This is a genomic window from Streptomyces sp. TRM49041 (assembly GCF_008271805.1).
GTDB lineage: Bacteria > Actinomycetota > Actinomycetes > Streptomycetales > Streptomycetaceae > Streptomyces.
The window spans coordinates 33,703-54,215 of record NZ_VSRY01000170.1 but is presented as its reverse complement, the minus strand read 5'-3'; the positions used below and the strand labels follow the sequence as shown (position 1 = coordinate 54,215).

The following is a 20,513-nucleotide window of genomic DNA, read 5'->3' as shown; positions in this document are numbered from 1 at the left end:
ACGGTTGTTGACGGAGTGACGCCGCCTCAGCAGGCCACCTGCCCGTCAGTCCGGCGGCGGCAGCGGCAGTCGCGCGACGCGCCCCGGCTCGATCGACACCGACCGGTCGGGCAGCAGGATGTCGATCGGCGCGGTCCCCGACTCGGGGACCGCCACATGCAGGTTCCCCGGCGTCATCCGCAGCCGCACGCCCCAGTGGCCGTGGAACCGCAGCGTGAAGTCGTACTCGGACAGCTCCGGCAGCGGCACCGGGTCCAGCCGCAGCACCCCGCCACGGGTATCGAGCCCCGTCAGCCCGCGCTGCACCAGGTCGAGCGTGCCCGCCATCGCCCCGAGGTGGATGCCCTCGGCCGTCGTGCCGCCGTGCACGTCCGCGATGTCCGCCTCCAGGGCCTCCTGGCAGAACTCCCACGCCTCCGACCGGCGCACCCGCGCCAGCACCCACCCGTGCACCAGCACGCTCAGCGTCGAGCCGTGGCTCGTCCGATGCAGGTAGTAGTCGACGGTCCGCCACCACGTCTCGTCGTCCAGCACATGCCCGAGCCGCCGCAGCAGTCCCCGCAGTTCGCCCGGCGGGAAGAGATAGCCCAGCATCAGCACATCCGCCTGCTTGGACGCCTTGTACCGGTTGATGGAGTCGCCCTCCGCCTCCAGGATGCGGTCCAGCCGCCGGATGTCGCCGTACTTGTGGCGCAGCTCGTCCCAGTTCAGCTCCGCCAGCTCGCCGTAGCCGTGGAACTGGCTGATCACCCCGTCGTGGAACGGCACGTACAGCCTGCGCGACACGTCCTCCCACAGAGCCAGCTCGCTGTGGTGGAGCCCGATCCGCTCCTCCAGCTCCCGGCGGCGCGGCTCCGGCAGCGACTCCATCAGTTCCAGGGCCCGCATCAGCACCCACGCCGCCGTCACGTTCGTGTACGCGTTGTCGTCCAGGCCCGGGCGCTTCGACCCGGGGTAGGCGTCGTGGTACTCGTCCGGGCCCATGACGCCGCGGATCCGGTAGCGGTCGATGGCGTCGTCGTACGCCGCCGAGTCCGCCCAGAACCGGGCGATCTCCAGCAGCATCTCCGCCCCCTTGGTGTGCAGGAACTCGTCGTCCCCGCTCGCCTCCCAGTACCGCCACACGTTGTACGCGATGGCCGATCCCACATGGTGCTGGAGCCGCGAGTGGTCCGGCAGCCAGCGGCCCGAACGCGGATTGAGGTGCAGCTGCTGTGTCTCCTCCCGCCCGTCGCTGCCGCTCTGCCACGGGTACATGGCCCCCGAACGGCCCACGTCACGGGCCGAGAACCGGGCCCGCTCAAGCCGCCGGTGCCGGTAGGTGAGCAGCGCCCGGGACACCTCGGGGAAGTGCAGATTGAGGTACGGCAGCACAAACAGCTCGTCCCAGAAGATATGCCCCCGGTACGCCTCCCCGTGCAGCCCGCGCGCCGGAACGCCCACGTCCAGGTCGGCGGTGTGCGGCGACAGCGTCTGCAACACGTGGAACAGGTGCAGCCGCAGGATGCGACCCGCCTCGTCGGGCACCTCCAGCTCGGCGCGGCGCCATTGCTGCTGCCACGCCGCCCGGTGCGACGTCAGCAGCTCACCGAAGCCGGGCGCGCGGCCCACCCGGTCCACCGCCGCGTGCAGCGGGTCGGAGATCGCCGGGTCGCGCGAGGTGTGCAGCGCCACCGTCTTGTCCACCACGACCGTCGCACCCGGCAGCAGCGTGAGCCGGAACCGCTGCGCCACCCGGCGCTCCCGGTGCTGCACGACGGCCTCCTCCGGGGCCGTCGTGCGTGCGGCGAGCCCGATCCGGATGTCGGACGTGGTCGTACGGGCGCACAGCCACACCCGCTCGTCCGCGGCCTCACCCGTCTCGATGTGCTCCAGGTGCCGCGACGAGAGCTGCCGGTAGCGGGCCACGCCCGTGTTGGTGACCGAGCCGTCCAGCTCCGCCTCCACCTCCAGCGTCCCCGCCCAGTTCTCGGCGGTGAACTCGGTGCGCAGCGCCGCCACATGCGGATCACCCATATGGACCAGCCGCACCTGGCGGACCGCGAGCCGCCGCCCGCCGTCGTCCTCGTACCGGCTCCGCCGCTCCAGGGTGCCCCCGCGCAGGTCGAGGGTGAGCGCGTGGTCGGTGAGGAACTCGTGCGCGGGCGTCAGCCAGGGGCCGGGCTCCGGCCCGTCGGCCACCCGGTAGCGCAAGGGCAGCCAGTTCGGCAGATTGACCATGTCCTCGTTCTCGACGCGCCGGCCCGCCACCTCCGACGCCAGCCGGTTGTAGCACCCGGCCGCGTACGTGCCCGGGTAGTGCGTGCCGTCCGCCGCGCACTCGGGCATCGCCCCGCGTGTCGCAAAGTAGCCGTTGCCCAGCGTGCACAACGCCTCGCGCAGGCTCTCCCGCTCGGCGGCGTATCCCTCGAACTGCCACGTCCAGTCGCTCATGACGGCTGTCCCTCCCGTACGGCCAGCAGCTCGGCAAGGTCCTGTACGACGAGGTCGGCCCCGTGGCTCCGCAGCGCCTCCGCGTGGCCGGGGCCACCCGTACGGTCGACGCCGACGACCAGCCCGAAGCCGCCGCGCCGCCCCGCCTCCACGCCCGCCAGGGCGTCCTCCACCACGGCGCACCGCCCGGCCGGCCGGCCGAGCCTCCGCGCCGCCTCCAGGAACAGCGCCGGGTCCGGCTTGCCGGGCAGGCCGAGCCGGGCCGCCTCCGTGCCCTCCACCAGCGCGTCGAACAGGGCGATGACCCCCGCCCGCTCCAGCAGCTCCCGGGCGTGCCGCGAGGCCGAGGCGGCGGCCAGCGGGACACCGGCCTCACGCAGGGCGCGCAGCAGCCGCACCGTACCGGGGTAGGCGTCGACCCCCCGCTCGCGCAGCCGTTCGGTGAAGCGTCGTTCCTTGTCGGCCGCGACCGCCTCCACCGTGGACGGGTCGGTGGACAGCCCGCGCGAGGCGAGGAAGGCCGCCGCCCCGTCCAGCCGGGAGCGCCCGTCCACGTACCGCGGATAGTCGTCGGCGGTGCCGAACGGCCGGCGCGCGGGGCCGGCCGCCGTGTCCGGGGGCAGGTTCTCCAGATACGCGTCGAACGCCGCCTTCCACGCGGCCGCGTGGACCCGCGCCGAGTCGGTGATGACGCCGTCGGTGTCGAACACGACAGCGCGCACGGCCCGCAGCGCGGGAACCACCGGGCTGCGGGCCGTGCGTGAGGTCATCGCGGCGTCTCCTTGCGTCGTCGACCGCCCGGGTGCCCGGAAACTCCGGGATCACACGGCGCGGGCGCGCGGAACGGGCTCCACCCGACCATCATGGCCCTCCTGGGGCCCGGGTGAAGGGCCAAGAGGGCCATGAGGGGCATGCCGTCCGGCGGCCGCCGTGCCGTCAGGCGCCTGGGGGAGTGCCGCCGGACACCGTGTGGTGGGACTTCTCCGGCTCTTCCGCCCGCGTCTTCTCGTCCTCGTCGGTCGGGATGCCCGCCAGACTCTCGACGTGGAAGGCCCGCGCGATCGGGACGTCCGTGCTGCTGTGGGCGATGATCGAGAAGGCGATGCAGACGGCGATCAGCGTGTACGCCTCCTGGCCCTGCGGAATCCCCGCATGGAGTACGAGCAGCCCGTACACCACCGACGCGAAACCCTTCGGCCCGAACCAGGCGGCGACCAGCCGCTCGCGGCGGTCGAACCGCGTCCCGGCCAGCGACAACAGCATCGACGCGGGCCGGATCAGGACGATGGCCAGGACCACCGTGACGTACCCGCCGAACGACAGGTCGCCGAAGAGCTGCGGCGTCAGCAGCGCGCCGAACACCAGCAGCGCGGCGAACTTGGCCAGTTCGGCCAGCGCCTCGCCGAGCGGCTCGAACGCGTCCTTCGCCTCCGGCGACACCGCGGTCAGCACCGCGCCCGCGGAGAACGCCGCCAGGTACGGGTTGGCGTGGGTCAGGTGGCAGGCGCCGTACAGGATGACGGCGGTGGCCAGCGGGAGCAGCGGCTGAAGCTTCGGCTCGGCGCCGAGCAGCCGGAACCGGGAGAGGCCGCTGACCAGCAGCGGCAGCAGCACACCGAACGCCAGTCCGAGCGCGAGTTCCAGGCCGATCGCGCCGTACGACGTCTCCGCGAAGCCACCGGCCGTCGGACCGGCCGCGGCGATCAGAACCAGCACGACGGGCAGCGCGAGACCGTCGTTGATGCCGCTCTCGACGTTGAGCAGCTGCCGCAGCTTCGCCGGCACCTCCTTGCGGCCGACGATCGCCGACGCGAAGACCGGGTCGGTGGGCGCGAGCACGGCCCCGACGAGGAACGACGTCGTCCAGTCGAGCCCCACCAGATAGTGCGTGATGAGCGCCGTGCCCACCAGGGCCAGCGGCATGCCCAGACCGAGGGCGCGGGCGGGGTTCTTCCAGTTCTCCCGCAGCTTCGGGAACGACACGTGCATGCCGTCCGTGAACAGCACCGCGAAGAGTGCCAGATCGGCGGTGACGCCGACGATCTCACTGTCCGGGGTGATGTGGATCAAACCGAGGAAGCCGTCACTGACGAGCGCGCCGCCGACGAGGAACAGGAAGGAGGTGGACAGAACGGTCCGGGCGGCAAGCCCGGACAACAGCACCGCGATGAGCAGCGCGGCACCGAAGACAGCTACCAGCACCATGGGTGGGACATCCCCCGATCAGCGACGACGGTTCTCTTACGACGCGCCGACCGGGGACCGGCCCATGGAACGCCGCGATCCGGAAATGTATCGGACGCCCTCCGCCGCCCCGCGTGCCGGTCTCGCAGTCCCGCGCTAACGTGCGATCAGGTCGGATCTCCTTGAAACGGAGCGGAAGGTTCCAGCACTCCCCAAAGCGCAGACCAGAAGGACACGACATGACCCAGCAGCCGCGCGAGCAGTGGGCCACCCGCACCGGATTCCTGCTGGCCGCGATCGGTTCCGCCATCGGCCTCGGCAACATCTGGCGGTTCCCCGCCATCGCCTTCGAGAACGGTGGCGGCGCGTTCCTCCTCCCCTACCTGGTCGCCCTGCTCACCGCGGGCATCCCGCTGCTGATCATGGAGTACACGATCGGCCGCAAGTACCGGATGTCCCCGCCCGCGGCGCTGCGCCAGATGGCCCGCCCCGCCGAGACCCTCGGCTGGTGGCAGGTCATGGTCAGCTTCGTGATCGCCACGTACTACGCGGTCATCCTCGCGTGGGCCGTTCGCTACGTCGGCTTCTCCGTGGGGCAGCAGTGGGGCGACGACCCCGAGGGCTTCCTGTTCGGCACGTTCCTGAAGGTCGCCGACACGCCGGGGCCCATCGCGTCGTACGTGCCCGGCGTGCTCTGGCCGCTGATCGCCGTCTGGGCCGTCGTCCTCGCCATCCTGGCGTTCGGCATCCGGCGCGGTATCGAGCGGGCCAACAAGATCTTCATCCCGCTCCTGGTGGTGTTCTTCGCCGCCCTGGTGATCCGCTCCCTCACCCTGGACGGCGCCTCGGCGGGCCTCGACGCGCTGTTCTCGCCCGACTGGTCGGAGCTCGGCAACGGCAGTGTGTGGGTTGCGGCATACGGACAGATCTTCTTCTCGCTGTCCATCGGCTTCGGCATCATGGTCACCTACGCCTCCTACCTGCGGCGCCGCGCCGACCTCACCGGCTCCGCGATGGTCGCGGGCTTCGCGAACAGCTCCTTCGAGATCCTGGCGGGCATCGGCGTGTTCGCGACGCTCGGCTTCATGGCGACCAGCGCCGGGGTGCCGGTCGGCGAGGTCGCCAGCTCGGGGCTCGGCCTGGCGTTCGTCGCCTTCCCGACAGTCATCTCCGAGATGCCGCTGGGCGGACTGTTCGGCGTCGTCTTCTTCCTGTCGCTGGTGATCGCCGGACTGTCCTCGCTGATCTCCATCGTGCAGGTGGTCGTCTCCGCGGTGCAGGACCGCACCGGTCTGCGCCGCAGGACCGCCGTGTTCGGCGTGGGCGGGCTGGTGGCGCTGGTGTCGATCCTGCTGTACCCGACCGACGAAGGGCTCTATCTGCTGGACAGCGCCGACCACTTCATCAACCAGTACGGCATCGCCCTCGCCGCGCTCGTCGCCCTCGTCGTGATCGCCTGGGTCCTGCGGGCGCTGCCGTCCCTCCAGCAGAACGCCGACGAGACCTCCGCCGTCCGGCTGGGCCACTGGTGGCGCATCTGCCTCGGCGTCATCACTCCGCTGGTCCTCGGCTGGATGATGGTGGACAGTCTGCGTGCCGAGTTCGACGAGAACTACGAGGGCTACTCCACCGGCTTCCTGCTCGCCACCGGCTGGAGCGTCGCCATCGGCGCACTGCTCGTCGGTGTGCTCCTCACCGTCGTTCACTGGAAGGCCGGCGGAGAGGACATCGACCTGGACATGGAGTCCCCCGCCGACCGGAAGGAGCCGTGATGTCGGCGTCCGCCATCATCATGATGATCATCGCCATCGGGATCGTGTGGGGCGGTCTGGTCGCCGCGATCCTCCGCCTGCGCGGCCACCCCGACGAGCCGGAACCCATGCCCCCGGGCGTCCGGCCCGCGGAGGGCCCGTCAAGGGGCCCTGATCCGGGACTCTGATCCGGGACCCTGAGCCGGGACCCCGAGCCGGGGCACCGGCGGGCCGGACACTCCCTAGCTCAGCGCCTCCGCCAGGATCTCCGCCGCCTTGGCGACAAGCGGGTTGTCGGCCTTGGCGTCGGCTTCGAACTTGGTCGTGAGGACGGCCAGGACGACCGGTGGCCGCCCGGGCGGCCATGCGATGCCGACGTCGTTGTTGCCGCCGTACCCGCCGCCGCCCGTCTTGTCCGCGAGGAGCCAGCCCTCGGGCAGCCCGGCACGGAACCGCGCCTCGCTGGTGGTGTTGGCGAGCATCCAGTCCGTCAGGCGCTCCCGGTCGTGCGCCGCGAGCGCGTCGCCGAGGACCAGCCGGGCGTACGTACGGCCGATGGCGCGCGGGCTGGTGGTGTCGGTGACCCGCCAGGGCTCCGCCGAGTTGAGCTCCGGCTCCCACCGGTCGAGCCGGGTCGTCCCGTCGCCGAGCGACCGGCAGAACCGGGTGACGGCGGTCGGCCCGCCCAGCTCACGCAGCAGCAGGTTCGCCGCGGTGTTGTCGCTCCGGCAGATGGCCGCGGCGGACAGTTCGCCGACGGTCATGCCGTTCGCGATGTTCGCCGCCTGCTCGGTGACCGGGGAGTAGCCCGAGTCCTCGACGTACCGCGCGGTGTAGTGGACGCGCTTGGCGAGGACTTCGCCGTCCCGGTCGAGATCCCGCAGCACGGCCGCCGCGGCCAGGGTCTTGAACAGCGACGCCATGGGGAAGAGCTCGTCCGCCCGGTACCGCACCGCCCGGCCGGTCCCCGTGTCGTACGCGAACGCCCCGAGCCGCGCGTCGTGCTTCCGCTCCAGCGCGCGTAACCGGCCCCTGACCCCGCCGCCGGGGCCGGGCGCGGCGTGCGCGGGCCCGGCCACCGCCACGGCGGCGGCCAGCGCCGCTCCGGCCCCGGTGGCCAGCAGCGCGCGGCGGTTCGGACGTGCTCCGATCAGATCCATGCGATGTCCCCCTTCTCCTTGGACACATGAGGAATACATGGAGCAGGACGTCACACGCGCACCACTGGTTGCGGAACGCCGGGCGGTCAGGCGGCCGAGCGCTTGTCCAGGACCAGGTCGTGGCCGACCACGAACGCCGCCTCGTCGGAGCAGAGCCACACCACCGTCTCCGCCACCTCCTCGGTGCTCGCGCCCCGCGAGAGCGCATGCCCCGGGCCGGGGACGACGGTGCCGCCGGAGTCCGGCTCGTGCGCCGGGCCCGGGCTGATCGCGTTGATGCGGATGCCCTTGGCCGCGTACTCGTGGGCGGCCGTGCGGGTGAGGGTGCTCAGGGCGGCCTTGGACGCGGCGTACGCGCCCATGCCGACCAGCCGGCCGGTCGCGGCCATGTTGCAGGCGGTATTGACGATGACGCCCCTGCCGTTGCGCTCCATGTGCGCCAGCTCGTGCTTCATCGCCATCCACACGCCCGTGAGGTTGGCCGCGAGCGTCTCGGCCCACACCGTCTCGCAGATGTCGGCCACGTTCCGCGTCGGGCCGGTGACGGTCGCGTTGTTGAACGCGATGTCGATCGTCCCGAAGCGCTCCTCGGCCGCCTTCACCATACGCAGGGCGGCCGCCGAACCGACGGCGGTCAGGTCCGCGACCACATGGTCGGCCCTGCCGCCCGCGTCGCGGATCAGCTTCACCGTGCCCTCGAGGTCCTCGGACTCGGGACCGGCGAGCATCACCGTCGCCCCCTCCTGGGCGAACGCCAGCGCGGTGGCCCGGCAGATGCCGTCGCCCGCCCCGGCGACCAGGGCGACCTTGCCCGCGAATCGTGCCGACATCGGAGTACCTCTTTCCTCGGTGCGTCGAGCGGTCTTCATGACGCGGAACCCCGCTCCGCGCCCAGCTTGTCCAGCAACTCGTCGGCCCACGCCGCTTCATAGGCGTCGAACCGGGGGAGCCCGCCCTGCGCCGGGTCGCCGGTCCAGGTGAACGTGGCCCCAGGGTTGTGCACGGCGTAGCCGCCGGCGGCGAAGAGGTGCGGGCTGCCCTGCACGTCCGGCCCCTGCGCGGTGCGCCACTGCTCGTACACCTCGGAGCGCCCCGCGCCGCGCGCCAGCGCGTCGGCCAGTGCCCCGGCGTCGACGTGCGCGCACCGCTCGGCGATGTCCAGGATCACCGGGTGGACGCTGATGCAGGCGTTCTCCGCGTAGAAGGCGTGGCGCAGCGCGCGGTCCAGCTCACCACTGGCCCGCAGGCCGCCGACGGCCGGGTCCTTCGCGGCCTGCACCGCCTCCAGCGCGGGCAGCGTGGTGACCGGGTACTCGGACTCCCGGGCCGCCCACAGCCGCCAGCCCAGCTCGGGGCGGCGCGCGGCGATCACGATGACCTCGGGGTCGACGATGAACTTCGGCGTGGGCTGCCGGTTGAACAGCTCCAGCGGGAAGGCACGGTGGTCGATCAGCAGGGTCTGGCCGCGCCGGTCGGCGGCGGCGTGCAGTGTGTGCAGGGCGAGACTCGCCCACGGGCACCCGATGTCCGACCAGACGGTCACGACCGGGGCGGAAGGGGTTGCCATGTCGGTTCTCCTGGCTGTGAAGGGAGGGAGGGAGCGAGGGAGACGGTGCGCGGGAGGGGGAGTGGGAGGGGGAGGGGGAGGGGGAGGGGGAGAGGGTGTGAGGGGAGAGGGAGGGGCGCGCGCCCGGCCACCGGGAGGCCGGGCGCGCGGGGCGTCGAGCCTCGCCTACAGCTCGACCCGGACCCCGTACGCGGTGACCCACGTGTTGAACTCGATCAGCCGCTCGAGCACGGCCCGGGCGCTCCAGGGGCCGCCGACCCCGTACGAACCCTCCGGCACGTCCAGGAGCCTGCGGATCTCGTCCTCCGACACGAGCTTCAGCACCGGGGCGCCCTCGGTGAGCAGCGCCTCGACACGCTCGCGCAGGGCGAGTTCGTACTTCCGGTCCTGCGTCGACGGGTACGGGTTCTTCTTGCGGTCCAGCACCGAGTCCGGCAGGACACCGCGCATGGCGGCGCGCAGCAGGCTCTTCTCGCGGCCGTCGAACGTCTTCATCGCCCACGGCGTGTTGTACACGTACTCGACGAGACGATGGTCGGTGAACGGCACCCGCACCTCGAGGCTGACGGCCATGCTGATGCGGTCCTTGCGGTCCAGCAGGAAGTTCTCCCAGCGGGTGAGGTTGAGATACGTGATCTCACGCATCCGGGCCTCGGTGCCGCTCTCGCCCGCCAGCCGCGGCACCTCGTCCAGCGCCTGGGCGTACCGCTCCTTCACGTACTCGGAGAGACCGAGCCGGTCCCACAGGCCGATCGTACGCAGTGCGCCGATGCCGCCGGCCTTCTCGAACGGGTGGTGCCACGGGAAGGAGTCGTTCGCGACGGCCTCCGGGTCGTGGAACCAGGTGTAGCCGCCGAACAGCTCGTCCGCCGCCTCACCGGACAGCGCGACCGTCATCTGCTCCTTCAGCGCCCGGCACAGGATGAGCAGCGAGTACTCCATGTCGCCGGTCGACACCGGCAGGTCCTGGGCACGCAGCACCGTGTCGCGCACCTCGTCGTCGAGGACGTCCTCGTTGTCCAGCTCGACGACGATGTGCTCGGCGCCCACATGCCGGGCGACCTCGATCGCGAAGGGCGTGTCGGGGTCCTCCCACTGGACGTTCGACTCGAAGCGCTCCTCGTGCCCCTTGAAGTCCACCGAGAACGCCCGGATGGGCTCGGTCACGCCCTGCTTCTCCAGCGCCTTGGCGGCGAGCGCGGTCACCGCGCTGGAGTCCAGGCCGCCGGAGAGCAGCGTGCCCACGGTGACGTCCGCGACGAGCTGCCGCTCGACGATGTCCTCCAGCAGCTCCCGCACCCTGCCGACCGTGGTGTCCAGGTCGTCGGTGTGGGGGACGGCCCGCAGCTTCCAGTACTCCTTGGTCTCCACGAGACCGTCGCGGCCGAAGCGCAGCACGGTCGCGGGCAGCACCTCGCGCATGCCGCGGAAGACGGCGTGGCCGGGGGTCTTCACGATGCTGAAGATCTCCCGCAGCCCGTCCGCGTCGACGACCGCCTCCGCGTCCTCGTGGGCGAGGATCGCCTTCGGCTCCGACGCGAACAGCACACCGTCGGCGGTCGGGTAGTAGTAGAGCGGCTTCACCCCCATCCGGTCACGCACGAGGAGCAGTTCCTCGGTGCGCGGGTCCCAGATGGCGAAGGCGTAGATGCCGTTGAGGCGCTCCGCGAAGTCCACGCCCCACTCCAGGTAGGCGCGGAGCACCACCTCGGTGTCGCTGGACGTGCGGAACGTGTGGCCCAGGCCGCGCAGCTCCTCGCGCAGCTCACGGAAGTTGTACACCTCGCCCGTGTATGTGATGACGGGCAGAGTGTCGTCCTCGGCGGCGGCCATCGGCTGGCGGCCGCCCTCGAGGTCGATGATCGCGAGCCGGCGGTGCCCGAGGATCGCGTGGGGCGAGGTCCACAGCCCCCAGGCGTCCGGGCCGCGGCATTCCATGGTGTGGGTCATGGCCGCGGCCATGTCCGTGTACGCGGTCAGATCGCGCTGGTGGCTAACCCATCCGGCAAGGCCGCACATGTGTCACCGGTTCCTCTCGATAGCGCTGTGGGGCGGGTCGGTCGTGGACGGCCGGGCCGGTGCCCGTCCGCTGCCGCCACTCTCCGGGCGCCCGGAACGGCCGGTCCACGGTGGCCGGTTCACTTCGTCAAGTGACGGCGACTTCCTGAAGTCGCGTACGGCGGCGACCTGACGGAGTGGGCCGGCGCGGCTTGTCCACGGCCGGTGCAGGGCGCATGTTCCTGCGCGTACACCTACGTGGAAGGACGTGCCATGCCCGCCGTCACCGTCGACGATCTGCTCCTGCTCCAGCGCGTACGCCGCCCCGACCCGGCTCTCACCGCCGAGCGCCGGGTGCGCGGCGTCATCACCGCGGAGCCCGGCTTCGAGGGCGCGGGGTTCCCCATCCGCCGAGCCTTCCCCGGGCCGCTCGCCCCCCGCCACACCGACCCGTTCCTGATGCTCGACCACGTCGGAGCCGTCGACTACGCGCCCGGTGAGGCCAAGGGCGCCCCCTGGCACCCGCACCGCGGCTTCGAGACCGTGTCGTACGTCGTGGACGGCGCGGTCGCCCACCAGGACTCCAACGGTGGCGGGGGCGTCATCGGCGACGGCGACACGCAGTGGATGACCGCCGGGTCGGGCATCCTCCACGACGAGATGCCCACCGAGCGGATGCTCGCCCGAGGCGGCGTCATGCAGTCCTTCCAGCTGTGGGTCAACCTGCCCGCCGCGGCCAAGTGGAACCCGCCCCGCTACCAGGACATCCGCGGCGACAAGCTCACCCTCCTCAGCTCCGCCGACGGAGGCGCCCTGCTCCGGATCATCGCCGGCGAGCTCGACGGCCACCGCGGCCCCGGCGCCACGGCCACCCCCATCACCCTGATCCATGCCACGGTCAGTCCCGGCGCCCGCCTCGAACTGCCCTGGCCGCCCGGCTTCAACGCCCTCGTCTACGCGTTCGGCGGGCAGGGCACCGCCGGACCCGCCGGGCGCCCGCTGCGCGAGGGACAGATGGCCCTGTACGGCGAGGAGGGCGACACGATCAGCGTCACCGCCGACAGCCGGCAGGACGGTCTCGCCGGCGCGTTGGACGTCCTGGTCTTCGGAGGCCGCCCGCTGCGCGAACCGGTCGCCCAGTACGGCCCCTTCGTGATGAACACCCGCGAGGAGATCGCGCAGGCCGTCGAGGACTACCGCGCCGGACGCCTCGGCACGGTGCCCGCCCGGCACCTGGACGTGCCGTCCCCGTCCGTGACTTCGGAGGCGGACGTCGGCTGACCGGCGGCGGCCACCAGGAAGAGGAACCAGAACCATGACATCCGAGACCCCCGAGACCCCCGAGACCCGGCCCACCCGACTCCGGACCGCCCTGTACGAGTGCGTTCTGACCACCGCCACCCTGTTCGCCGTGGTCACCGCCGTGCGGTGGACCGCCCTCCCCGACTCCCCGCTGAACCGGCTGCTGCCCGGCCCGGAGAGCCGGCTGGTGGCGATGGGGCTGATGGTCGGCGCGATCGTCACCGCCGTCCTCGGCCCCGCCATGCGCCGCGGCACCGCCGGACACCTCAACCCGGCCGTCACGCTCGCCCTGTGGCTGCTGCGGGTCTTCCCCGGACGGGCCGTGGCGCCGTTCGTCGCCGCCCAGCTGACCGGCTCCGTCGCCGGGGTCGCGCTGGCGCGGCTCGTGTGGGGCGAGCCCGCCGCGGCGGTCCGGTACGCGGCCATCGCCCCGGCCCCCGACTGGCACCCGGCCGCCGTGTTCGCCGCCGAGGCGGGCTGCATGGCCGCCATCCTGCTGGTCGTCGCCGTCGCCATCGCCCGCCCCCGGCTGGCGAAGCATCTGCCCGTGGTGATCGGCGGCTCCGTCGCGGCCGTCGTCATCGGGTTCGGTCCGCTGTCCGGCGGCGCCGTCAACCCCGCCCGCCAGCTCGGCCCGGCCCTGCTCTCCGGGCAGACCGGGCTGCTGTGGGTGTACCTGGCCGCCCCGGTCGCCGGGGCCCTCCTCGCGGCGGGCCTCTCCGCCGCGCTGCGCCCGTCCGCCGAGCGGGGCGCCGTACGGAACGCTCCCGCAAAGACCGCCCGGCAGAACGCCCCGGCGGCCTCCTGACAGACGCCGAAGGGGCTGCGGTTACGCGCCCAGAGGCGCCTCGGACGCACGGCGGGCCGGCACCTCACGGCGCCGGCCCGCCGTCGCGTATCCCCGGACCCGGCTCTTCCCACGGGGGATGCCGTACCGGGCGCGCGGCGGCCGGGCAGAAGCGTCACCATTTGGTTCCCGCACGGGAAAGACACATGCCCAGACACTTCACCTACACTTTGGCCGCATCATCCCGGTGCGCGCCGACCGACCATCCGCGCTTTCTCCACCGGGTCTTGGCACGATCGATCTCGGGGGGAACATGCGCGAGAACGAGATGGCCGTGTTCGGTGTGTCCGCGCAGGAGGAAGAGGTCTACCGGCACTTCCTGCGGAACCCTGACACCTCCACCGACGACATCCATCTGCTCCTGCACGACAGCCCCGAGGACGCCCGGCGATGCCTGCGGCGGCTGCGGGATCTGGGACTGCTGCAGTGGGTGGGCGGGGACGGTGACAGCGTTGTCTCTCCTGTGGATCCCGAGGTCGCCCTCACGCGGCTGATGGACGCCCGGATGCACGAGCTGCACCAGGAGCTGATGCGTGTCACCCGCTCCCGGCACGTCGTGGACGGCCTGCGGGCCGAGCAGGCCGCGCGGTCGTACGCCGCCGATCCCGGGATCGAGCAGCTGGAGAGCCTCAGCGAGATCCGCAACCGGATCGACGATCTGGCCTTCTTCGCCCGGGACGAGATCCTCTCCGTCGAGCCCTACCGCAAGCTCTCGCCCGAGAACATCGCCCGCTCCCGGCCGCTCGACCTCCGATGCCTGCGGCGCGGGGTGCGGATCCGTAACGTGGTCGTCACCGATGTGCTCGACGATCCGGCGACCTCCGACTACCTGCGGGAGCTCGTCGCCCACGGAGCCGAGATACGGGTATCCGCCAGCACCGGTGAACGGTTGCTCGTCTACGACCGCAGTACCGCGCTGGTGCCGCTCGATCCCGCGAACACCTCGCGGGGCGCCCTCCTCGCCCGGCGCGGCGGACTCGTCGCCAACATCATCGCCCTGTTCGAGAAGATCTGGGACGCCTCCGAGGATTTCGACCTCGTCCTCAAGGAGCGGCACGGTACGGGGACCACCGTCGAGGGCGAGCTCACCGAGATGGAGCGGCGGGTGCTGGTGTCCATGTGCACGGCCGGTAAGGACGAGGCCCGGGCAAGGGAGTTGGGCGTCTCCGTACGGACCTACCGGCGGCACATCGCCGAACTGCTCCAGTCCCTGGGCGCGAGCAACCGGGTGCATGCGGCGCTGCTGGCACGGGAACGCGGGTGGATCTAGGACGCGGCCCCGAAAGCCGGGAGCTCCGCCCCAGCCCCCGCTGTCGCCCCCCGGGAGGGGCACTCCCGGAACGGAGCTCGTCCTCGAACCCGAAACTCTTCGAGCAGGGGGTTACTCGCAGACGGGCTTTGCGCTTCATCCCCGTAGGGACCAGCCCCTGAGCGCCGGGTCCGACAGGGTCGCCCGCACCGCGCCCCGGGCCGTCGCCTCGTCCGACGGGGCCGCCAGCGCGATGCGCAGGCGGATCCAGTCGGGGCCTATCGCCTCCGTGCACGACCAGTGCCGCGGCAGCAGGGCCAGGAGGCGTACCAGCGTCGTCGCCGGTGCCGGCGCGTGGTCGTCGTCACGTACGGCCTCCACGTCCAGGTAGCCGGCACGCTCGGCGTTCATGCGGGCGCCTCCTCCAGGGCGTGCAGCGCGGCCGCCGTCAGGGCCGCGATGCCGGTCGGCAGGGCCGTCCGTACGTCGGGAGCGAAGGCGGGCGCGTGGTTGGGCGGCACCGGGGGGCCGCCCGCCCGGGCCTGTCGCCAGGCCCTGGCGCCCGTCACGCCCAGGAGCCAGTACCCGAGAGGGACGCCGCCGGTGCCGAAGTGCGGGAAGTCCTCCGTGGCCGTGGTCGGCGGGGTACGGGTGACCCGGTGCGGACCCAGCAGCTTCTCGTGGGCCTGCCCGATGGCCGTCATCGCCGTGGCGTCCGGGGTCAGGGGCGGGGAACTCGACGTGATGGTGAAGCCCGGAGCGTCCGGGCAGGCGCTTGCCGTGCTCTCCGCCTCGATGATGCGCCGTGCCGCCGCCGTCATCCGGGTCAGCGACTCGTCGGTGAACGCCCTTATGGAGATGCCTAGTCGGGCGTTGGAAGGGGTGATGTTCGCTGCTTCTCCCGCTCTCAGGGCTCCCACCGTCAGGACCGCCTGTTCCGACGGCGGGGTCTCTCGCGCCACCACCGACTGGAGGCGTACCACCGCTGCCGCCGCCGCCAGCACCGGGTCGGCCGTCAGGTGCGGGGTGGCCGCGTGGCCGCCCCGGCCGTGGATCACCGCGTCCAGGGTGACGCTGCCGGACATGAGCGGGGTGCCGGGCGCCGCGTGGGCGACCGTGCCCGCCGGAATCGGGGCCGCGTGCTGGGCCAGCACCAGGGCAGGGGTGCCGAAGCGTTCGTACAGGCCGTCGTCGAGCATCGCCCGCGCCCCTGTCAACGTCTCCTCGGCGGGCTGGCCGACCAGCAGGACGGTGCCCCGCCAGCGGTCCCGTCGCCGGGCCAGCTCGGCGGCGGCGCCCGCGACGGCGGCCAGGTGCAGGTCGTGGCCGCAGGCGTGCATGACGCCGGGGACGGTGCTCGCGTACGGGAGGCCGCTCTGCTCCGTGACCGGCAGCGCGTCCAGTTCGGCACGGAGGAGGACCCTTGGGCCGGGGCCGTTGCGCAGGGCGCCCGCGACGCCGTGGCCGCCGACCCCACGGGTGACCGTGCAGCCGCCGAGGCGGGTGAGGGCGGCGGCGAAGCGGTCGGCGGTGCGCCGCTCGGCGCCGGACAGCTCGGGATGGGCGTGGATGTCGAGGCAGAGCTCCAGGGCGGGGCGCAGGACCTCGCGCGGGACGGCGGGACCCATGGAGTGTGTGGGGGCTGTGGCTGTGGCTGTGGGGCCTCCGGGCTTGCCTGTCACTGTCACGGGGGTTCACCTCGCTGAAGTCTGTACGGGCGTACGGGGGCGTGTGCGGGGTGTCGTACGCAGGAGTCTCGGGGGCCGGACCGTGCGGCGGCCCGTCGGTCCGCTGTCACCTGGTGTCAGCGGCCTGGCAGTGACCGGCGGGGCGATCTGACAGTGGGCGCGGCTGGAATGGGGGGCATCGCCCGGGGGCACCGCCGGTACGGCCGGTGGGCTCCCGGATGAGCACTGACCCGCAGCCGGTACCCCATTCACCCAAGGGAGAGCACCATGGCCAAGACCGAGCTCGCCACCCTCGCCGACGAGATCCTGGAGCTGGAGTCGGAGACCTTCGAGATCTCGGACTACTCGGACGCGGTCGAGGTCGTCCTCGCCGGTTCGTGTTCCTCGTCCTCGACCTCCACCTGCTCCAGCACCACCAGCACCACCTCCTGCAGCGCCTGATCCCGTCCCCGCCGGACCGGCAGCCCCCGCCCGGGCGGATCCCCCGCCACCCGGGCCGGGGGCTGCCCTGCTGTCGGCGGCTGCCCGTGCGTTCAGGAGAAGGTTCACGGGAGGGTCGCGGAAAGGGCTCACGGGAAAGGGTGGGGGACCGTTTTGATCTCCGCCTCGGTGAGGACGTCCTCACGGAGGCCCGCGTCCCGCAGTGCCGTGCGCAGTCGCGGCATCCGCAGGGCCCGCTGCCGGGTCCAGCCGAAGTCCAGCGGCAGCAGGCCCGGCACGGTGGTGCTGACGGTGTGCAGGCCCATGCGGTGCTGCTCGGGCGTCGTCTGGTCGACGGCGATCACGTCGAAGCCCGCGCCGGACAGTGCGTCGCGGACCAGCCGCAGATCGTCCAGCAGATCCCCCGTGCGAGGGCGGAGCGTCTCCCAGTCCCGGTACAGCTCGGTGACCGGTTTCACGGCCGTCGGGTTCAGGTACTCGGCCGCGTGCCGGGCCATGGCGGGGAGGCCGTACAGCTGGGCGTGGTCCTTCAGATGGAGGACTCTGGTGAAGTCCCGTTCCATCTCCTCCAGTTCGGCATGCCGTTCGGCCACCTGGTACGGCAGATAGGGAATGTAGGTCAGCACCTCGGAGAGGGCCGCCTCGACCGTGCCTTCCGGGTCGAAGCCCGCCGCCGCGGCGAAGGAGAGCGTGCCGTAGCCGCCGTCGCGGCGGACCGCCAGGGCGGTGACGACGGGAACCGCCAGGTCCATGCGGGTGTCGAAGGCGTGGACGTCGTAGCCGTGCAGCGCCGCCCGGTGGACCATGCTGTGGATGGCGGGGGTCCGGCAGGTCGCCAGGTCGATCTCGGCGAGGCGGGCCCGGCCGTACCAGGCCAGCAGGAAGGCGTCCCGCTCGATGAGCTCCAGCAGCCCGAAGAGGATCGCCTCCTCCAGACTGCCGCCTGTCGCGCAGCCGTTGGAGCACTCGAAGACGAAGTTGTCGGCGTCGACGCCCGCGCTGTAGTGGGCGAGCCGGGCCGGGACCAGGACGGGCCGGTCGTCGCGCAGCGAATGCCCCCACACCCAGGGAATCCTCCGGTCCGGGTCGAAGGGGCTGACGAGATGGTCCGTGGTGTACGTCTCCGGGGCGTAGAAGCCGCAGTCGGCGGGGTTCAGCACGGGAACGCCGTCCGCCACGAGGGTGTGGTACGACTCCGTGAGGGGGGCCGTGCCGCGGCGGCGGTGGGTGCCCGCGTACCGCTCGAGGCCCTCCAGGTAGGCGAGGGTCCTGCTGGTGGTGTAGCGGTTGGACTGACCGCTCCAGGTCACGTCGTTGAGCCCGGCGTAGCCCCGTACGAAGTGGGTCCCGGCGACCGGCGCGGTGGTCGTGGACGCGGGGTTGATCCAGGTGTCGGTGCCGATGGCACCGCAGACGGGGTTGGCGAGGGCGGCGGTCGGCAGCGGGTACGCGTCGAGAGGCTTCAGCCGGTAGCCGTCCGGCGCGGGCTTGGGTCTCGGGCCGAGGTCCATCCGGGCCGCTTCGGCCGTGTCCGGACGCTCCCGTACGCACGCGGGGCACAGCGGCTCCGGCAGGAGCGGGAACGTGGCGGTGGCCAGGGTGACGAGGTCGACACGGGTGACCTGGGCCAGGGCGCGGTCCGCCGGGGTGAACGCGGCCGGGGCGGGGCGGCCCCCCGGCAGCACCGCCCGGTAAGCGGCCCACACCGCGTCCACCGAGAAGTCGGTGAGCACCGGCCAGCCGGTGGCTCCACGCGACGGGTAGCCCAGTTCGAGGGCCTCCCGCTCGGAACGGCTGCGCAGCCGCTGCCACCGCATGGCGAGGCACTGGCCGCAGGGCGCCGTCTCCGGGTCACCGCCGCACCAGGGGCCGAGCAGCACGGCCCTTGAGGTGAGCTGGACGTTCGCAGCGGGGCGGGCGGCCGCGTAGGGGTCGGTCACGCCGAAGCCGAGAGTGTCGGCGTGGCCCAGCGGGACCACGAAGGGAGCGGGCAGGGCCGGAGAGGACGCGGCCTCGTGGCGGGCGGTGAGTTCCCGCTGCAGCAGGGTGCGGGCGGCCTCCAAGGGGCCCGCCTCCAGAGGTCGTACGGCATCAGGTCGTGCAACTGCGGCGGTCATGACTTGTCACTCCAGCGGAAGGTCTTCAGCGCGACGGCCCCGAAGACGACGGCGCAGCCGGCGAGTACCGCGCAGGCCACGGCCACATCGGTGCCGACCTGGCCGCCGCTGCCGGTGAGGGCGGCGGAGGTGCCGTCGACGAGGTAGTGCAGGGGCAGCGCCTTGGCGAGGGTCTGCATCCAGTCCGGCATGGCGTCCAGCGGGAAGAAGGACCCGGACAGGAACGCCATGGGGATCATCAGGCAGTTGGCGACGGCCGCGACCGCCTCGGGCGTCTTCGCGTATGTGCCGACGATCACCCCGATCGCCAGGAACGCGGTGATGCCGAGGAGCAGCACCGGCAGCGCCAGCGGCCACCCGGACGCGAGCCGCAGCCCGAACCACGGCAGCAGTGCCACACCCACGAACAGCGCCGTCTGTACGAGGCCGATGCCGAGCGCCAGCACGTACCGGGAGCCGAGCACGGCGGGAAGCCTTACCGGGGTCATGCGGATCAGGCGCAGGAGGTCGTCGCGGCGCCACTGCATCAGCACGAAGCCGATACCGAACACGGCGGCGTTGGCGACGCCCCAGGCCAGCACGCCCGGGGCGATGTAGTTGATGTACGGCTGGCCGCTCTGCTCGACGTTCTTGCCGTGGAAGATCAGGCCGAAGACGACGAGGAAGAGGAGCGGGAAGGCGAAGGTGAAGAACAGGGTGGTCTTGTCGCGGACGTAGGCCCGGTATCCGGCCTGGCTCAACGCGGCGTATGCGCTCATGTGGTCTTTCTCTTCCGTGTACGGGTGCGTGGGACGGCGGCTACGGCTGTGAGGCGTCGGCGGCGGCGGATCCGACGGCAGCGGTTCCGGCCGCTCCGCCGGTGAGTTCGAGGTAGACGTCTTCGAGGCTGGCGGTGCGGGTCCGTACTCCCTGGAGCCCGGCGAGCGCGTCGAGCCGGGCCAGGACGGGGCCCGAGTCCAGGGTCTCCAGGACGATCGTGTCGCCCTCCAGGGTGGCCGCGTCCACGCCCGGGATGTCCCGGGCGGCCTCCAGCGTGAGCCGGTGGGCGGGCACCAGCAGGCGAGTGGTGGGGCTGCCCGCGGCGACCATCCGGGCCGGGGTGTCCAGCGCGGCGATCCGGCCCGCGACCACGATGGCGACCCGGTCGCAGAGCACTTCGGCCTCGTCCAGGTGGTGGGTGGTGTAGACGATGGTGCGGCCCGCGCCCTTCAGATCCCGCAGCACCTGCCACAGGTCACGGCGGGCCTGCGGGTCCAGGGCGGCGGTCGGCTCGTCCAGGAAGATCAGCTCGGGCTCGTGGACGAGGGCGGCCGCGATGGCCAGCCGCTGGCGCTGCCCGCCTGACAGGTCCTCCACCCTCACGTCGCCCTGCTCGGTCAGCCGGACGGAGGCCAGGGCCCGTTCGGCCGCGTCGTGCCCCGCGCCGTACAGGGCGGCGACGGTCCGCAGGTGCTCGCGGGCGGTGAGCCGGACGAAGAAGGCCGACGACTGGGTCTGGACGCCGATCTTCGGCAGCAGCTCCACGTTGCGCGGCCAGGGGCTGCGGCCGAAGACCGACACCGTGCCGGAGTCGGCCTGACGCAGGCCCTCCATGATCTCGATGAGGGTGGTCTTGCCGGCGCCGTTGGGGCCGAGGAGGCCGAAGAACTCACCGCGGGCCACCGTCAGCGAGATGCCGTCCACGGCCTTGGTGGAGCCGTAGTGCTTACGTACGGAGTCGAGGGCGACGGAGGGTCCGTCCTGGGCGGTGGTGCTCATGGGGTTCTCCTTGTCGGT

General features: G+C 72.3%; 18 protein-coding genes. 6 read left to right on the top strand and 12 right to left on the bottom strand.

The annotated features are described in order from the left end of the window. Positions 1-45: 45 nt before the first annotated feature. The 3 genes from FVS66_RS30980 to FVS66_RS30970 form a co-directional block, all read right to left on the bottom strand. A complete protein-coding gene (locus FVS66_RS30980; protein ID WP_149184573.1) occupies positions 46-2,433 on the bottom strand; it encodes a glycoside hydrolase family 65 protein in 2,388 nt (795 codons plus the stop codon). After that, the gene (locus FVS66_RS30975; RefSeq protein WP_149184572.1) at positions 2,430-3,203 is read right to left on the bottom strand and encodes an HAD-IA family hydrolase; all 774 of its coding nucleotides are present in this window, start codon (positions 3,201-3,203) and stop codon (positions 2,430-2,432) included. The genes FVS66_RS30980 and FVS66_RS30975 overlap by 4 nt, the downstream gene beginning before the upstream one ends. Positions 3,204-3,369: 166 nt before the next feature. Then, on the bottom strand, positions 3,370-4,638 hold the full coding sequence (locus tag FVS66_RS30970; RefSeq protein WP_149184571.1) for a sodium:proton antiporter: 1,269 nt from the start codon (positions 4,636-4,638) through the stop codon (positions 3,370-3,372). 218 nt (positions 4,639-4,856) lie between these two features. On the opposite strand from FVS66_RS30970, the gene FVS66_RS30965 reads away from it, so the two are divergent. Together FVS66_RS30965 and FVS66_RS30960 are read left to right on the top strand one after the other, a co-directional pair. Next, positions 4,857-6,389: a sodium-dependent transporter gene (locus tag FVS66_RS30965; protein ID WP_149184570.1), complete on the top strand. Its 1,533-nt coding sequence runs from the start codon at positions 4,857-4,859 to the stop codon at positions 6,387-6,389. Further along, positions 6,389-6,556 (top strand): methionine/alanine import family NSS transporter small subunit, encoded by a 168-nt coding sequence (locus FVS66_RS30960; RefSeq protein WP_149184569.1) that lies wholly within the window; start codon positions 6,389-6,391, stop codon positions 6,554-6,556. The genes FVS66_RS30965 and FVS66_RS30960 overlap by 1 nt, the downstream gene beginning before the upstream one ends. Positions 6,557-6,610: 54 nt before the next feature. On the opposite strand, the gene bla is transcribed toward FVS66_RS30960, so the two are convergent. The 4 genes from bla to asnB all read right to left on the bottom strand — a co-directional run bounded on the left by bla (position 6,611) and on the right by asnB (position 11,114). Continuing rightward, on the bottom strand, positions 6,611-7,528 hold the full coding sequence (gene bla / locus FVS66_RS30955; protein WP_149184568.1) for a class A beta-lactamase: 918 nt from the start codon (positions 7,526-7,528) through the stop codon (positions 6,611-6,613). Positions 7,529-7,614: 86 nt separating this feature from the next. Next, entirely contained in the window at positions 7,615-8,358 is a 744-nt protein-coding gene (locus tag FVS66_RS30950) for an SDR family oxidoreductase (RefSeq protein WP_149184567.1), read from the bottom strand. A gap of 35 nt (positions 8,359-8,393) precedes the next feature. Further along, complete coding sequence (locus FVS66_RS30945; RefSeq protein WP_149184566.1) at positions 8,394-9,095, bottom strand: DsbA family protein; 702 nt, start codon at positions 9,093-9,095, stop codon at positions 8,394-8,396. Positions 9,096-9,260: 165 nt separating this feature from the next. Next, positions 9,261-11,114 (bottom strand): asparagine synthase (glutamine-hydrolyzing), encoded by a 1,854-nt coding sequence (asnB, locus tag FVS66_RS30940; RefSeq protein ID WP_149184565.1) that lies wholly within the window; start codon positions 11,112-11,114, stop codon positions 9,261-9,263. A 252-nt stretch (positions 11,115-11,366) separates the two neighbouring features. On the opposite strand from asnB, the gene FVS66_RS30935 reads away from it, so the two are divergent. The 3 genes from FVS66_RS30935 to FVS66_RS30925 all read left to right on the top strand — a co-directional run bounded on the left by FVS66_RS30935 (position 11,367) and on the right by FVS66_RS30925 (position 14,512). After that, positions 11,367-12,374 (top strand): pirin family protein, encoded by a 1,008-nt coding sequence (locus tag FVS66_RS30935; protein ID WP_149184564.1) that lies wholly within the window; start codon positions 11,367-11,369, stop codon positions 12,372-12,374. A 34-nt stretch (positions 12,375-12,408) separates the two neighbouring features. After that, complete coding sequence (locus FVS66_RS30930; protein ID WP_149184563.1) at positions 12,409-13,203, top strand: aquaporin; 795 nt, start codon at positions 12,409-12,411, stop codon at positions 13,201-13,203. Positions 13,204-13,495: 292 nt separating this feature from the next. Further along, positions 13,496-14,512, top strand: a complete 1,017-nt coding sequence (locus FVS66_RS30925; protein ID WP_149184562.1) for a helix-turn-helix transcriptional regulator — start codon at positions 13,496-13,498, stop codon at positions 14,510-14,512. 135 nt (positions 14,513-14,647) lie between these two features. On the opposite strand, the gene FVS66_RS30920 is transcribed toward FVS66_RS30925, so the two are convergent. Together FVS66_RS30920 and FVS66_RS30915 are read right to left on the bottom strand one after the other, a co-directional pair. Then, a complete protein-coding gene (locus tag FVS66_RS30920; RefSeq protein WP_149184561.1) occupies positions 14,648-14,902 on the bottom strand; it encodes a hypothetical protein in 255 nt (84 codons plus the stop codon). Next, positions 14,899-16,119 carry an amidohydrolase gene (locus FVS66_RS30915; protein WP_149184606.1) on the bottom strand — a complete coding sequence of 407 codons (1,221 nt, stop codon included), beginning with the start codon at positions 16,117-16,119 and terminating at the stop codon, positions 14,899-14,901. The genes FVS66_RS30920 and FVS66_RS30915 overlap by 4 nt, the downstream gene beginning before the upstream one ends. Before the next feature lie 327 nt (positions 16,120-16,446). Between FVS66_RS30915 and FVS66_RS30910 the strand changes: the two genes are divergently transcribed. Continuing rightward, positions 16,447-16,620 (top strand): thiazolylpeptide-type bacteriocin, encoded by a 174-nt coding sequence (locus FVS66_RS30910; protein ID WP_149184560.1) that lies wholly within the window; start codon positions 16,447-16,449, stop codon positions 16,618-16,620. A gap of 128 nt (positions 16,621-16,748) precedes the next feature. On the opposite strand, the gene FVS66_RS30905 is transcribed toward FVS66_RS30910, so the two are convergent. The 3 genes from FVS66_RS30905 to FVS66_RS30895 are packed head-to-tail and all read right to left on the bottom strand — an operon-like array spanning position 16,749 to position 20,495. Continuing rightward, the gene (locus tag FVS66_RS30905) at positions 16,749-18,737 is read right to left on the bottom strand and encodes a TOMM precursor leader peptide-binding protein (RefSeq protein WP_149184559.1); all 1,989 of its coding nucleotides are present in this window, start codon (positions 18,735-18,737) and stop codon (positions 16,749-16,751) included. Then, positions 18,734-19,495, bottom strand: coding sequence for an ABC transporter permease (locus FVS66_RS30900; protein WP_149184558.1), 762 nt, complete (start codon positions 19,493-19,495; stop codon positions 18,734-18,736). The genes FVS66_RS30905 and FVS66_RS30900 overlap by 4 nt, the downstream gene beginning before the upstream one ends. A gap of 40 nt (positions 19,496-19,535) precedes the next feature. After that, positions 19,536-20,495, bottom strand: coding sequence for an ABC transporter ATP-binding protein (locus FVS66_RS30895; protein WP_149184557.1), 960 nt, complete (start codon positions 20,493-20,495; stop codon positions 19,536-19,538). Positions 20,496-20,513: the final 18 nt, after the last annotated feature.

Excerpts from the sequence above, each read along its gene's own strand:
- FVS66_RS30980 (WP_149184573.1), bottom strand. The coding sequence starts at position 2,433 with ATGAGCGACTGGACGTGGCAGTTCGAGGGATACGCCGCCGAGCGGGAG.
- FVS66_RS30975 (WP_149184572.1), bottom strand. The coding sequence starts at position 3,203 with ATGACCTCACGCACGGCCCGCAGCCCGGTGGTTCCCGCGCTGCGGGCC.
- FVS66_RS30970 (WP_149184571.1), bottom strand. The coding sequence starts at position 4,638 with ATGGTGCTGGTAGCTGTCTTCGGTGCCGCGCTGCTCATCGCGGTGCTG.
- FVS66_RS30965 (WP_149184570.1), top strand. The coding sequence starts at position 4,857 with ATGACCCAGCAGCCGCGCGAGCAGTGGGCCACCCGCACCGGATTCCTG.
- FVS66_RS30960 (WP_149184569.1), top strand. The coding sequence starts at position 6,389 with ATGTCGGCGTCCGCCATCATCATGATGATCATCGCCATCGGGATCGTG.
- bla (WP_149184568.1), bottom strand. The coding sequence starts at position 7,528 with ATGGATCTGATCGGAGCACGTCCGAACCGCCGCGCGCTGCTGGCCACC.
- FVS66_RS30950 (WP_149184567.1), bottom strand. The coding sequence starts at position 8,358 with ATGTCGGCACGATTCGCGGGCAAGGTCGCCCTGGTCGCCGGGGCGGGC.
- FVS66_RS30945 (WP_149184566.1), bottom strand. The coding sequence starts at position 9,095 with ATGGCAACCCCTTCCGCCCCGGTCGTGACCGTCTGGTCGGACATCGGG.
- asnB (WP_149184565.1), bottom strand. The coding sequence starts at position 11,114 with ATGTGCGGCCTTGCCGGATGGGTTAGCCACCAGCGCGATCTGACCGCG.
- FVS66_RS30935 (WP_149184564.1), top strand. The coding sequence starts at position 11,367 with ATGCCCGCCGTCACCGTCGACGATCTGCTCCTGCTCCAGCGCGTACGC.
- FVS66_RS30930 (WP_149184563.1), top strand. The coding sequence starts at position 12,409 with ATGACATCCGAGACCCCCGAGACCCCCGAGACCCGGCCCACCCGACTC.
- FVS66_RS30925 (WP_149184562.1), top strand. The coding sequence starts at position 13,496 with ATGCGCGAGAACGAGATGGCCGTGTTCGGTGTGTCCGCGCAGGAGGAA.
- FVS66_RS30920 (WP_149184561.1), bottom strand. The coding sequence starts at position 14,902 with ATGAACGCCGAGCGTGCCGGCTACCTGGACGTGGAGGCCGTACGTGAC.
- FVS66_RS30915 (WP_149184606.1), bottom strand. The coding sequence starts at position 16,119 with ATGGGTCCCGCCGTCCCGCGCGAGGTCCTGCGCCCCGCCCTGGAGCTC.
- FVS66_RS30910 (WP_149184560.1), top strand. The coding sequence starts at position 16,447 with ATGGCCAAGACCGAGCTCGCCACCCTCGCCGACGAGATCCTGGAGCTG.
- FVS66_RS30905 (WP_149184559.1), bottom strand. The coding sequence starts at position 18,737 with ATGACCGCCGCAGTTGCACGACCTGATGCCGTACGACCTCTGGAGGCG.
- FVS66_RS30900 (WP_149184558.1), bottom strand. The coding sequence starts at position 19,495 with ATGAGCGCATACGCCGCGTTGAGCCAGGCCGGATACCGGGCCTACGTC.
- FVS66_RS30895 (WP_149184557.1), bottom strand. The coding sequence starts at position 20,495 with ATGAGCACCACCGCCCAGGACGGACCCTCCGTCGCCCTCGACTCCGTA.